The organism is Paenibacillus sp. E222 (genome assembly GCF_013401555.1).
Taxonomy (GTDB): domain Bacteria; phylum Bacillota; class Bacilli; order Paenibacillales; family Paenibacillaceae; genus Paenibacillus.
The window spans coordinates 6,709,779-6,722,959 of the sequence record NZ_CP058552.1; the positions used below are offsets into that span (position 1 = coordinate 6,709,779).

At 46.2% G+C, this 13,181-nt stretch carries 14 protein-coding genes; 6 read left to right on the forward strand and 8 right to left on the reverse strand.

Annotated features, from left to right (window positions below; translation table 11 throughout):
• Nucleotides 1-15: 15 nt before the first annotated feature.
• From HW560_RS29700 to HW560_RS29730, 7 genes are all read right to left on the reverse strand, one after another.
• Nucleotides 16-2,430, reverse strand: coding sequence for a helix-turn-helix domain-containing protein (locus HW560_RS29700; protein WP_179265358.1), 2,415 nt, complete (start codon nucleotides 2,428-2,430; stop codon nucleotides 16-18).
• Nucleotides 2,431-2,495: 65 nt separating this feature from the next.
• Nucleotides 2,496-3,368, reverse strand: coding sequence for a carbohydrate ABC transporter permease (locus HW560_RS29705; protein WP_090895012.1), 873 nt, complete (start codon nucleotides 3,366-3,368; stop codon nucleotides 2,496-2,498).
• 52 nt (nucleotides 3,369-3,420) lie between these two features.
• Nucleotides 3,421-4,389: an ABC transporter permease gene (locus HW560_RS29710; RefSeq protein ID WP_371129115.1), complete on the reverse strand. Its 969-nt coding sequence runs from the start codon at nucleotides 4,387-4,389 to the stop codon at nucleotides 3,421-3,423.
• 24 nt (nucleotides 4,390-4,413) lie between these two features.
• Nucleotides 4,414-5,991, reverse strand: coding sequence for an extracellular solute-binding protein (locus tag HW560_RS29715; RefSeq protein ID WP_257031494.1), 1,578 nt, complete (start codon nucleotides 5,989-5,991; stop codon nucleotides 4,414-4,416).
• Between the two features lie 205 nt (nucleotides 5,992-6,196).
• Complete coding sequence (locus tag HW560_RS29720; protein ID WP_090895008.1) at nucleotides 6,197-6,733, reverse strand: hypothetical protein; 537 nt, start codon at nucleotides 6,731-6,733, stop codon at nucleotides 6,197-6,199.
• Nucleotides 6,734-6,852: 119 nt separating this feature from the next.
• Nucleotides 6,853-7,965 (reverse strand): L-dopachrome tautomerase-related protein, encoded by a 1,113-nt coding sequence (locus tag HW560_RS29725; protein ID WP_177185650.1) that lies wholly within the window; start codon nucleotides 7,963-7,965, stop codon nucleotides 6,853-6,855.
• Between the two features lie 220 nt (nucleotides 7,966-8,185).
• The gene (locus HW560_RS29730; protein ID WP_179265360.1) at nucleotides 8,186-8,467 is read right to left on the reverse strand and encodes a hypothetical protein; all 282 of its coding nucleotides are present in this window, start codon (nucleotides 8,465-8,467) and stop codon (nucleotides 8,186-8,188) included.
• A gap of 188 nt (nucleotides 8,468-8,655) precedes the next feature.
• On the opposite strand from HW560_RS29730, the gene HW560_RS29735 reads away from it, so the two are divergent.
• From HW560_RS29735 to HW560_RS29760, 6 genes are all read left to right on the forward strand, one after another.
• Entirely contained in the window at nucleotides 8,656-8,898 is a 243-nt protein-coding gene (locus HW560_RS29735) for a spore gernimation protein GerQ (RefSeq protein WP_090895004.1), read from the forward strand.
• 11 nt (nucleotides 8,899-8,909) lie between these two features.
• Entirely contained in the window at nucleotides 8,910-9,296 is a 387-nt protein-coding gene (locus tag HW560_RS29740; protein ID WP_179265361.1) for a spore coat protein, read from the forward strand.
• A complete protein-coding gene (locus HW560_RS29745) occupies nucleotides 9,293-10,429 on the forward strand; it encodes a zinc-dependent alcohol dehydrogenase (RefSeq protein WP_090894998.1) in 1,137 nt (378 codons plus the stop codon). Before HW560_RS29740 ends, HW560_RS29745 begins: the two co-directional genes overlap by 4 nt.
• Nucleotides 10,430-10,460: 31 nt before the next feature.
• Nucleotides 10,461-10,661: a cytochrome P450 family protein gene (locus HW560_RS29750; RefSeq protein ID WP_090894995.1), complete on the forward strand. Its 201-nt coding sequence runs from the start codon at nucleotides 10,461-10,463 to the stop codon at nucleotides 10,659-10,661.
• Between the two features lie 10 nt (nucleotides 10,662-10,671).
• On the forward strand, nucleotides 10,672-10,968 hold the full coding sequence (locus HW560_RS29755; protein WP_090894993.1) for a spore coat protein: 297 nt from the start codon (nucleotides 10,672-10,674) through the stop codon (nucleotides 10,966-10,968).
• Nucleotides 10,969-11,489: 521 nt separating this feature from the next.
• Complete coding sequence (locus HW560_RS29760) at nucleotides 11,490-11,759, forward strand: SunI/YnzG family protein (RefSeq protein WP_090894991.1); 270 nt, start codon at nucleotides 11,490-11,492, stop codon at nucleotides 11,757-11,759.
• A gap of 426 nt (nucleotides 11,760-12,185) precedes the next feature.
• On the opposite strand, the gene HW560_RS29765 is transcribed toward HW560_RS29760, so the two are convergent.
• Nucleotides 12,186-13,148: a glycosyl hydrolase gene (locus HW560_RS29765; RefSeq protein WP_179265362.1), complete on the reverse strand. Its 963-nt coding sequence runs from the start codon at nucleotides 13,146-13,148 to the stop codon at nucleotides 12,186-12,188.
• Nucleotides 13,149-13,181: the final 33 nt, after the last annotated feature.

Consider the following 13,181-nt stretch of genomic DNA (forward strand, 5'->3'; position numbering starts at 1 on the left):
CCTTTCGGCAGAAAATTATACGGAACGGTTACCACGTGAATGCCCGGTTTGCTTGCGAACGTCTTCCCGATAGCGACTCGGCGTCGTTCCCTCGCTTTTCTTGAACAAACGATTAAAATAACTCGCCTGATAACCGACCTGCTCCGCAATTTCATTGATCTTGACGTCTGTTGATTCAAGCAGCTCTTTAGCCCGATTTAATCTAATTTCGGTTAAATAATCCACAAAATTCTGACCAAATGTCTGCTTGAAGGCCCGGCTTAACGTGTAGGCATGAATCCCGTGAAGGTCTGCCAGTTCATCCAGAGATAATGCTCCAGCATATTGCTGCTCGGCGTGCTCCTTCATCTGATGAACGGCCATCTGTATCTGCTTCTCTTCCTTGCCTGTGAATTCCTCTACACATACATGCACGATGCGTTCCCTGAACCACTGAAACAATTCATCCAGATCATGCAAATGTACCACTTCCTCATACACTGCCAAGCCGAACAGTTCAACCGGATCTTCACCTAATTGCAGCAGGGCATGCTGTATCCGCGCCAGCAATTGGAATAACGCCTGGCGAATGTGCTCCTCTGGCGATTCAGATCCTGCGTATGTGTCTATAAATCGCCTGAAATACTCCAGAGCTAATTCCTCATCCCCACTGCGCAATGCTGAAATAATGTCCTGCTCCAATTCGAGTGGATAAGCTCCTTTTTGCTTCACATCCTGCTCCGCCTCCTCATTCATATCCATGATAGACAGATTGGAAGAGAACTGCCTTTTCCTCAATACGGATCGTGATTCTCTAACCAGCTGTGGAATGTGTGAAGCATCCAATGTGAGTTTGCTAAGGACCACCGTCAACCGGATATTCAATTCCGAATGTACACTGTCCATCCACTGTTGGCCCATACGGATCAGTTCATTTCTGAACTCAGCCGTATCCGGCTGGATCTCTGGAGGAACAGCAAGCAGCAAGGCAATGGACATATCATGATAATTGAGTGCCTCAGCCCGATAAGGAAGCTCTTGCAATTGTCTGCCCAATATGTCGGTTACGGCAAAACTGATCCACTCTTGGGATTCACGCCCATGGTGTTCACTCCCCTGAAGAAGAACAACTTCAGGACGAATATGGGCAAGCATAATAACGAACTGTTCATCCCTTAGATCCCATCCGAGCTGGGACAGTCGTTCCCGCCATTCACGGTCTGATGGCAACAAGAGATGACCAAGGGTTAGCTGGATTAACAGGCTTTCCCGGGCAAGCGGCAGATGTTCTTCCAAGCGCTGTTGTAACGATTCCCGTTCACGGTTTATCCCGATCCAGCGCTGTTCGATATGCTTGATTTCATCCAGATGTACAGGTCCATTCGAGCGGACCGGTGCCGATGAGAACACTTGGAATAACGAAGACATTTCCGTTTCCTTAGCTTCTATCGGTGCCTCGGTCAGGGTAAATATCCGCAACAATTTGGTAAAAGGTTTATAGAGTTGAAGTGAACCGACCCAGGACAGGATTAGTGCCAGCAACAATCCTGCTCCGTTCACAAGCAGCACGATACGGGGTACGGACACGATTGGAGCGACAATTTCATTCAGGGGAGCCGCGGAGATATAAGTCCAATCCGTCCCAAGTCTGCGGAAGGTCCCTGATTGAACGGAATAGGTTAAGTCGCCATACTCCATCAGGAAGGAAGACGGATTGGTTTCAAAATTTAACACATGCTCCCGAACGGCTTGCTGTAATCCTCCCAGCTCTTTGTCCTGTGGCAGCATGGGCTTCCCCTGCTCGTCCAGCAAAAAGGTTGTTCCGCCGTTATACGGGGACAAGGTCTGCAGCATGCTTCCAAGCTGCTGGTTATCCAGGGTGACGGTCAACGCACCGAGTGCATCCTCACTTCCACCCGGAAGTCGATTCACCATCATCATGGAACTGCCCTCCAGGGAGCGGGACCAATACGTCGCCTGCGGCTGTTCGGTCAACCGTTCCATCTTTGTGATCTCACTGGGGTCACTTATAAAATCATATCGTTCCGAATCCATCTTCACGGCTCTGGGTTCATCCAGATACAGCTGAACTTTGCCGATAAGTGTATTGGAATTCTGAATCATGAGCAGCAAACGATACAGTTCATGTACCTGCTTATATTTGTATACAAAATCAAGCTCTTTCAGGCGGTTATCAAATACCGGATCGAACGCCCACTGGGAAAAGATCAATTCAAGCGCATCCAATTGCTCACTAACCCATGCGGTCCGCTGCTCGAATTGTCGCAGATGGGATTGCTGCAAAATGTTCTCCATTTTGACGGTAACCCAGCCATACAACAACACACCTGTAATCACACCCGGAATGCAGGCGATAAACAGAATCATCATCAGACTGCGTCTGAAATAGCGCCCTCTTGGCAAGTTGACTGCTGTGCGCTTGATTAACATCTGTCTGTGCCTCCTTCCCGGGAATATAAGCCGAATTAATTGCAGCCTGAATCCTGAACACAGATTTATCCTTTAACCGAGCCGATCAAGGCTCCTTTGGCAAAGTGTTTTTGAATAAACGGATACACAACTAGTACAGGCAGAATGGCTACAATGATCGCGGCCATCTTCAGCATTTCTGTCGGCGGGGTCTCCACCTGCTGTCCAGGTGCAACCAGATCGATATTGGAAGCATTCAGCAGCATGTTCTGCAGCAGTACTTGAATAGGCCATTTGGCAGAATCGTTCAGGTACAACAACGCCGCGAAGAATTGATTCCAGTAGCCTACTGCGAAAAATAAACCAAATGCAGCCAATGCCGGCATAGACAGCGGCAGTACAATCGTGTACCAGGTTCGGATGGCACTACAGCCGTCAATGGACGCCGCTTCGCTGATCTCTGCCGGCAGGCTGTCGAAGAAATTTTTCATCAACAATACCGTCCAGCCATTGGCGAGCGCAGGCAAAATCAGCGCCCAGATGTTATTGATTAGCCCCAGCTCCCGTACCAGCAAATAATTCGGAATGATGCCCGGGCTAAACAAGATGGTTAGTACAATCAGGAACATCAATATTGTTCTGAATTGAAACCGCTTCTGGGACAGCGCATAAGCCAGAGAAGACGATACAGCCAGGCTGCACACCGTGCCCACGGTTGCCAGAAATGCACTGTTTCCCAGCGAGCGTGCAAAGGCAGGCGTCGATAACAAATACGTATACGCTTCGACAGACCAGTGTTCGGGGAAGAGTACGATTTTCTTTTGCAAATACTCTCCTGGATCGGTGAACGAAACGACAAAAACATAATACAGCGGGAAGAACATGACTACTGCCAACAATCCAAGAACAACAGCATTCAGGGACTGCCCAACTCTCTCACTCCATTTCAAACGATGCATTCGAAACCTCCTTCCCCTGAAACATTGTCTGACCCGAAAACGGGTACCGAAACTAGTAAACACCTTCCTGTCCCATGCGTTTTACCAGACGGTTTGCAACCACAACCAGTACCAGTCCGATCACCGATTTGAACAGTCCAACCGCTGTACTATAGCTGAAATCTCCCTGCTCGATCCCTGTTCGGTATACATAGGTGTCGAATACTTCAGCCACTTCGGATACAGCACCGTTGTACATAAGGAATATTTGCTCAAATCCAACCTCCATGATGTCTCCCAATCTTAAAATCAGGAGCACGATGATGACACTACGGATGGCAGGCAGTGTAATGTGCCAGATCTGACGCAGCCGCCCTGCCCCATCCATTCGAGCCGCCTCATATAGTTGGGTGTCCACACTCGCCATGGCTGCCAGAAACACAATCGTTCCCCATCCAGCTTCCTTCCACATCGCTTGCAAGGTCACCATCACCCAGAAGCTGTCCGGGTTCGTCAATATATCTACCCGCTGCCAGCCCCATAAGGTGAACAGTTCGTTAATCAGTCCCGTTCCTTTGGCGAACAAGAGCAGTGTCAGCCCCGCGATGATGACCCAGGACAGAAAATGTGGCATGTAGATAATCGTTTGAATTAGTCTCTTGTACGCCACACTTTTCAGTTCGTTAAGTCCCAAAGAGATCAGAATCGGAAAAGGAAAGAACAGAATCAGATTCAACAGACTAATCGCCAGTGTGTTTCGGAACAGCAAAGCAAAATCCGGATTGGCAAAGAGTTCAGTAAAGTGCAGCAGCCCGACCCACTCACTGCCCTGAATGCCACGAAAAGGGGAATAATCCTGAAAAGCAATGATGATGCCCCACATCGGGATATATTTGAAAACAAGAAAGAACAGGATACCTGGCAATGCCAGCAAGTATAACGACTGGTCACGCCGGAGCGAGGACAGCAAGTTTAACCATTTGCTCCTAGCTGAAGTCTGCTTCCCCTTTACCGTGTTCATTCGTTGTCCATGGCTGCTCATGGTTTGCAGCTCCTTCCCTCAGATTCAATGTCCGTTTCGTTTCTTATAAGCCTCTGTCATCTCATCACTCATCGCTTGAACATTCGGGTCATTTCGCAGCGACTCCACAAAGGTATCCCAAGCTTCAATCGGCTCTCGGCCTAATATAATCTTCGCTTTCAAGTCCTGAATCTTCTTGTTGAGTTCAGGCAGAACCTTCTGTCCGGTCTCCGATTGAAGGCCAGCAGATAGATCAGCTACACTAGTTTTGTCCCGTTCGGCCTCCACTTTCTTGAACAGCTCATTCGCCTGTGTTTCTTCATCCGTTTCGCCTGTCGTATCCCACGGCAGATCAATAACGTTGACGATATGATTGAAATCCGAGGCGTTGTCCGCAGTCAATTTTTCGTTATTCGCTACCTTTTTGCCATCCACCACTTCATAATGTGTGCCTTCAATCCCGAACTGCTGAATTTCAAATACTTCGGGGTTCATCCAGCTATCCACCAGCTTCAGAATACGTTTCATCTTCTCTTCCGGAACACTCGCAGGGATCGCCAGAATTCCGTTGTATCCAGCCCCCTTTGGGTTGTATCCATTCAGATTGGTCAGAGGGTAAAAGTCCGTATATTTGAAAGAAGGATCAACCTTCTTCAAGTCATCCGCATAGATTTTGCGCATCGTTCCTGTCTTGTCCACAATAATGCCTGCCTGATTACGCTTGAACAACTCCCTTGCCTGCGTCAGCTTGAGCGAAAGCAGATCTTCCGGCATCATGCCGCTGCTGTAAGCTTTGGTCAGATATTGAAGGGATTCTCTAACCTCAGGCAGTAACTCCCTGTAGATCAGCTCCCCTTGCGATTCATCCCATTTCCAACTGCTGTTGATTCCAATAAATGAACTTTCAATGGCGCCCAGTACAGGGCCGAGGTTGCCACCCCAACCAAGATCATCCGGACTGATATAAGCGGCAAGTGCCGTCGTATCTTGGGCTCCATTCCCATCCGGGTCCTGCTCCACAAAAGCCTTCATCACTTCGAACAGCTCATCCGTGGTCTCCGGCACCTGCAAATTCAATTTGTCGAGCCAATCCTTGCGGATGATGAAAAAGGAGTCTCCGGTTACCGGGCGGGGGCGGGGAATACCATAATTGTTGCCATCCGCTGCCTTGGTTGTTTCCCAGGCAATGTCGGGAATGCCATTGCTCAGATTGGGATAATCCTTGATATAAGGCGTGACATCCCAGAAAGCCCCCTGCTTGACCATCTTGGTAAACGTGCTTCCGAACGGGTCATTAATCATAATCAAATCCGGAATATCCCCGGAAGCGAGTGTCAGATTCAGCTTGTCACCATAAATATTGTTGGAAACCCACTGGATGTTCATTTTGGAATTCGTCGCCTTTTCGATTGCACGCTTGATGACATTATCATCCGCCGCAGGAACCGCACTTGGCGTAATCGTCATGATACTGACTTCCAATGGATCATCCGCATTACCATTACTTCCGTTCGCCTGTTCTTCTTCTTTATTTCCGCATGCACTGAGTACAACAGATACAACCAACACAATCGATATGATCCAGGCTAAACTACGGGTGTTTCGTTTCCCCACTTTTTGCATGAGCTTTCCCATCCTCCTTAGTCTCTTAAACCTATCGTATTAATCGGATTAACACTAAAAAAAAGGGGCTTCTACAGGCCAATGAAGAATATTCTTCGGCACTGGTCAAAGCTTTCACTCACTATATCGAACACCCGTATTTCCTGCAATTGCACTTTTTTGCACCTGTTAAAATCGGCATAAATAGCCCCTAAACCCTTTCGTCTCAGCGATATGGTCTGATAATTCTCTCGCTCCACACCTGTACTTCGATATAACGCTCCGGTCCGAGATCACCCTGTTGATTCCATTCCTGAGGCCAGCCATAGGTTTGAATAATGTCCAGTATTTCATTTTTCGTGAAGACCTGCTTACGGTAGGGTTTATCGTCCAAATAACGCATCGTTGGAAACAAATCGCCGTAGGTAAAACTTACGGAATCATCAGGCAGATTCTCCCATGAGATCGTGACCCAATCCGGTTCGGTATACCATGATTCCAACCACGTACATGCACTCAGGGTCATATAGTGAGGAAAACGGTTGGTCGGTTTCCCACCTTTGGCGATAAACTGCTCGTACGCTTTCCGCTCAAGTTCTCTGCGAATCATTATGTAATCAGCTGATCGCTGACTGGCAAAATTCCGGCCTTCCTGCCGGATATGCTGCGCAACGGCTTCTGCATCCTGCTCGGACAGACTAGAGAGATTGCGGAATGGTCCCACACTTTTTTCAAAATAATGATACGCGTTCAGGTCTGTCATTCGAAGCTCGCCTCTTTTTCATGTTGAATTAAGCTTACATTTCTGCCTGATAGCTGAATGAAAAAAGGAGCAGCCTGCAACCTTCAGACTGCCCCCTGTTTTGTAAAGTGGGATTTATATCAAAAGGTAGGAGCAGGTAATTCATCAATTTTTATACGAAGTAAACTATACGGTTTTTGTCGCAGGTCTCTTCCATAATGAAATCTCGCCTGCCTATGTAATTGGTTCACAATTACATATAAGTATTGATCCGGACCAATAGAAAAAGTATCCGGCCATAAAATTCTCGGATCATGAGCGATGGTTTCCATGATTCCATTCGGCAATATTTTTCGAATACTATCGTTTTCATAATCTCCAGCATAAACGTTTCCTTGTGCATCCGTTATCATTCCATCAGACGCACCTTTTTCTCCCCAATACTGCACAAGATCACGTAAATTGAAATCCGGTATCGTTCTGTCTCTTAAGGCTTCTGTTGAGATCGAGTATAGATGACGACTGGTTAATGGACAATAGAATAACACTTTTCCATCAGGGGAAATGGCTATACCATCAGAGGCCAATCGAAAGGGAGATGTCGATCCATCCGTGTTTCGATTCATCAAAATTTTACCTTCCACTTTCGGTAAAAAATATGGATCGGGTGAAGTTGAATCTGCTCCATCTAACCGTCTGTATGCATTTCCGTTTTCTAAATTCACGACGATAATAGCGCCTGGACCATTGGAAGAAGAATCGGTTATATATGCATAACCCGCTTTACCTACACGAAAATCAAATCGGACATCATTCAGATACGTTGTCGGCAAGACTACATCTTCTCCAAATGTATATACATTTCTTATTGTATTTGTTTTTAAATCTACAGCAACTAATTTTGCCCCTCCTTTCACAGGCTCAGAAAAGTTTGGTGCAGCCGTATCCAATACCCACAGGGTTCCCCTCCCATCTGCAACTACACTTTGGACACTGATGAAGGACATAGTGATATTCAAAGGGTTTATCAAATTCGTTTCTAAATTTGGATAAGGCTGCACCCGACCCTCAACAATTTCCGCTACCGTAAATCTTACGTCATCTCCCCATTTCGGAAAGCAAATGAAGATGCGCCCGGTTTCTGACACACTAACACCTGTAGGCATAGCCCCATAAAATGAATAAACGAGTTCTAACTTACCGAAATATTCTTCCATTGGCAACATAGGTTTTATGATATCCTCCCCAAACATATTTGAATAGATATACCTATAATATGTTCAAGACATCTTCTAATACCTGGCTCTTAATCATTCTTTTTCTATCCGAAATATCTCAAAAAAAAACAAAGAAGCTTCGGCGCTAACCGAAGCTTCTAACGGTGAGTGTCCGTGTCTATGGCAAATATGTTCTTACAAGCGTCAACACAGGTCATATCCGAAAAAGAAAGCCAATCTCTGCCAAACAAACTGTTTATTGTTGGTCCGGCAGATGTAATGCATTGGCTGAAGTTATCGCTTGATCTAAAAACTCTTCTGCTCGGGTCAATTGCTGCCGGGCCTTCTCCAACGCTTGTGAATTGGTTGCCGCATTAGATTCACTTATGGAGCTTATTGCCTGATTTAAAGCCGTCTGCACCTCAGAAACCGCGTTAGATGCATGCTGCTCCATCGTATTACCACTCGTGTTAAGTGCACCTTCTGCCGGTTTTCTTGCATTTTCGGTGGCTAGATCAATTTTGTTTTTATTGGACACCGTAAGTCCTCCTTCCATGAGTAAGATCATTCATTTAAACAGAAATAAGTATGGGATTGAGATTTTGTTTATATCCCTGCGACGGTATGGGAATTTTCGGATCTTACCTCTCCGGCGATCCATATTAGTATAAGATCCGATGCATTGGAAAATCTAACGTTGATGAAAAAGGAGGTGATCATTTCTTAATGACTAATCCAACGCTAGCGCCTCACGAATCGATGGAACTGCATGAAGCGTTAAACTTCAAAACGCTCTGCCTCGCTAAGTCGAAACTTATGCAAGGCCTGGTCTTTGACCAAGAGCTAAAAGCCTTAATGCAGAAAGACGTAATTCAATCCATACAACAGATCGCCGAGCTGCAAGCAATCTACGCAAGAGCTCCTTTTCAAGCGCCTGTTCCGAATAGTCCGACACCTATAACACATTAAGGGGAACTCAGATGAATACCGATTATTTAGACCCGATTAATTCATTGAATATGCCGGAAATGGCAGATATGACTTTTGCCATGGACTTCCTTCTTCGTGCCAAGGAGGGTGTACGTAATTTGTCCATCGCCCTGACGGAAACGGCTTCACCGGATGTAAGAGCCCTGCTGCATACTCATCTTAAGCAGGGGATTGCAATGCACCAAGAAATCACGGAGCTCATGATTCGCAAAAAATGGTTTCATCCTTATGAGCTGAACGAACAGTACCAACTCGATCAGCTTTCGGCGAAAAATACGGTGATGATCGGGCAGATGAATCTGTTCCCGGATGATACGTCGCGTAAAGGGATGTTTGATCGGACCCCAGATGAGCATATTGGAGGACATAAAGCATGAAGGCGGTAACGTATCAAGGGATTAAAAATGTCGTGGTCAAAGAGGTGCCTGATGCGAAGATTGTGAAACCGGACGATATGATCGTAAAGATCACCAGTACCGCCATTTGCGGTTCTGACCTACACCTTATTCACGGGATGATCCCTAACCTTCAGGAGAACTATGTCATCGGACATGAGCCGATGGGGATCGTAGAAGAAGTAGGTCCTGGCGTGACAAAGGTAAAAAAAGGCGACCGTGTGATCATTCCGTTTAACATCGCATGCGGAGAATGCTTTTTTTGCAAAAATCAGCTGGAAAGCCAATGTGACAATTCAAACGAACACGGGGATATGGGCGCATATTTCGGCTACTCCGGAACGACCGGCGGATATCCTGGCGGGCAAGCCGAGTATTTACGGGTCCCGTTTGCTAATTTTACCCACTTTAAGATTCCTGAAAACTGCGAACAACCGGACGAAAAGCTAAGCTTGATCGCTGATGCCATGACCACGGCATTCTGGAGCGTAGATAATGCCGGCGTAAAAAATGGAGATACGGTCATCGTGCTCGGATGCGGCCCGGTCGGACTCCTGGCCCAGAAATTCTGCTGGCTGAAAGGAGCTAAGCGTGTTATAGCCGTCGACTATGTCGATTACCGCTTGCAGCATGCGAAGCGAACGAACCATGTGGAAACCGTAAACTTCGAACAGGATAAGAATATTGGGAACACTCTCAAGGAAATGACCAAAGGCGGCGCCGATGTTGTCATTGATGCAGTAGGAATGGACGGCAAGATGAGCGATCTTGAATATTTAGCCAGCGGTTTGAAACTGCAAGGCGGCACTATGAGTGCATTTATCATTGCGTCTCAGGCTGTCCGCAAAGGAGGAACCATTCAAGTCACTGGGGTATACGGCGGACGCTATAACGGATTTCCACTTGGTGACATCATGCAGCGAAACGTGAATATTCGTTCCGGACAAGCTCCGGTCATTCACTATATGCCATATATGTACGAGTTGGTTACGTCTGGCAAAGTGGACCCTGGCGACATCGTTACACACGTCATTCCCCTCAGCGAGGCCAAACGGGGCTACGAGGTGTTCGATACGAAAACGGACGATTGCATTAAAGTCATCTTAAAGCCTTGAATATGGATAAATACATGGGAGGACAATCCGAATGAATTCCAATTACGCTTTGCATGAGATGCTTGAGGTTCATGAAATGGCTGCGTTCAAGACGGTTTGCATGACGAAATCAAAGACCATGCAATCACTGGTAACCGACCCGGAGCTTTTGCAAATTTTGCAACAAGAAGTGAAATTATCACAACAGCAGCTTCAGGAGCTTGGTGGAGTGCTGACTAAAGCGACTTTATAGGAGATAAAAAATGAACCCAATATTAGAACACATGACAGGGCTTCATATGCTGACTGATGACGTCATCGCAATGGATTTTTTGATGAATGCCAAGAGCGGAGTCAGAAACTACGCCATGGCCGTGACCGAATGTGCCACACCTGAAATCAAGCAAATTTTGATGAAACAGCTCGATGAGGCCATAGACTCTTATGAAAAGATATCCACTTACATGATGCAGCATGGCTTATACCATCCGCACCATATTCCAGAGCAAATCCAGCTCGATCTGAAAAACATTCAGACCGCTATGAACCTTCCGTCCTGACGCGTTCTTGCCCCGGCAACATGCTTAAAAACATAATGGTTCAGGATTGTTTTTGATTTTAGCCGAAGACTTCAGAGAACAAAATATTTTTGTGTCAAATAATCCAACAAAGAAATAAGGGCGGATACAACTCCGCTCTTATTTCAGTTGCGTTACGAACTCACATTTATTCCTTAGATTTTAAATAAAGCCAAAATTCATTCAATCATACCTTTGCGCTAAAATCCCCGTCGACTTAACGTAAAGACAAGATTAATTAGTCTAGTCTTTTTCGCCCATGACTGCTGTTGTTTTTTCTATAGACAATCCAACTAATGTCATGTTTCACGAATTCTGACGGTTGTATATTTTAACTGCTTGGATTGGCCTATTTAGCCTATTGTCCTTCTTGTATTTCGTATTAAGTAAGCATCGAGTATAATTAATCCATGTATTACCATTTATGATTTTTGAAAAACACACTGTAAGTGTGAAGAGGAAGAATTACATGGTTAGCTGAGATATTAAAGGAGGGCTTTATTATGTTAGGCATCAAAGTACAGCAAGTAGAGAATCAACTCATCATCCGTTGGCAGCTTTCCAAAATAGAAATTCCCATCTCAGATATTAAAGCAGTTACCCTTGATGATACATATGGTGGAAGTGAGCCTTCAGCCGTTCGAATCGGCGCAGCGTATGGCGCTTCCGAAACAATCCTGATGCGAACAACCAATCAATCCTACATCTTGTTTACTTCCAATGAGGCTTTATTTCCAAAAATCAGTGCCATGCTTTCCAATAATGCAGGTTAGCTCTTTATTCAGACCTCATTCCTCCACAAGAAAGACGTCTCATATAAAAGGTGCTATCTCCATAGGGCTTCGCATATCGGTAACCGTGGCCGCACGGCTGGTGAGCGAAATTCGTCAAACTTGCAACGTGCTAACGAATCTAGCGCACCTTAAACGTCCGATTCTCAAGGCATGCCAATTTTAACGAACTTCAGTGACGTTATTTCGGTACAAACACAGCGTCAAAGCCTAAAAAGCGACGCAATACATAAAATAACGTCTCTGGGATTCGTTACATCTTAGAACGGTGCAAATGAGAGCAAATAACGTCTGTCAGGTTCGTTAGGCCAAATCAACGCGAACAAGAGGCGTCCACCGTCATGGTTCATGACTTATGGAACAGCCCCCTTTTTTTCACGTCAGTAGAAGTTCAGACAATAGCCCTCCCTATCTCCAACTCCACTTCGGTAATTGATCCAGCGTAATGATTTCTTCGCTATTATATACTTCCTTCAAATACGCCACGGTATTATGATTGCCACCCTTTAGGAATTCTCCTGTCCAGGTACAGAACCAGCTCCAATATACACCTTGCTCTTTCATTTGCTTTGGATCAGGAATGGAGCCGTTCTCGGCTAAGGCTATGATTTTGCTGTCTTTCACCAGTTCACGCAGATTCTCATAACGTTCAGCTAGTGGGCTGTGATCGCCTGCTTCTGGATACACATCCACACTCACAATATCCACCACATCGTCACCCGGATACCACTCCGGCTTTTCCGAGTTCCACACCCAGATCAGATTACCCAGCTCATATTTGTTGACCAATTGATCATACAGCAGGCGATATAACTGTTTGGCAGGTTCAGGTCCCTGGGCTCCCCACCAGAACCAGCCTCCCTCCGCTTCATGAAGCGGCCGGAATAACACAGGCACCCCAGCATCCTTAAGTTCTTGCAGCTGTAATGCAATGGCATCGATATCCCGGATCAATAAGGTATACTCTTGCGATTCAGGATGAGCCAATGCTGAAGCGAGATCATAGGTGGTTGCATCCGTATAGAAACCGCGCCACCATTCCTTGCCTGGTTCATCCACCAGATGAGTAGGTGCATTCCAATGCCAACACAGAGTCACAATTCCGCCTTGCTGGTGCCATGCAATCGCATCCCGAATCTCCTGGGAGATCGCGCCGCGTTCTGTCCTTGATGGAGAATAATCCATGAGATCGAATCCGATCACCGCCGGCTTGCGGCCTGTATTCTCATTAATCCAGTTCAGATTGCCGTAATCCTGCTGACCTGACAGTACCCCTAATCCATAACGATCCGCCAAGTACGTCATCAGTTCTCTAGCCTCGGAAGTCGCATCTTTATTCACTAAATTACTGCTTATCTTTTGCTCCGTCATTGATAATCCCCCATTCCAAGGCAGGGTACATAG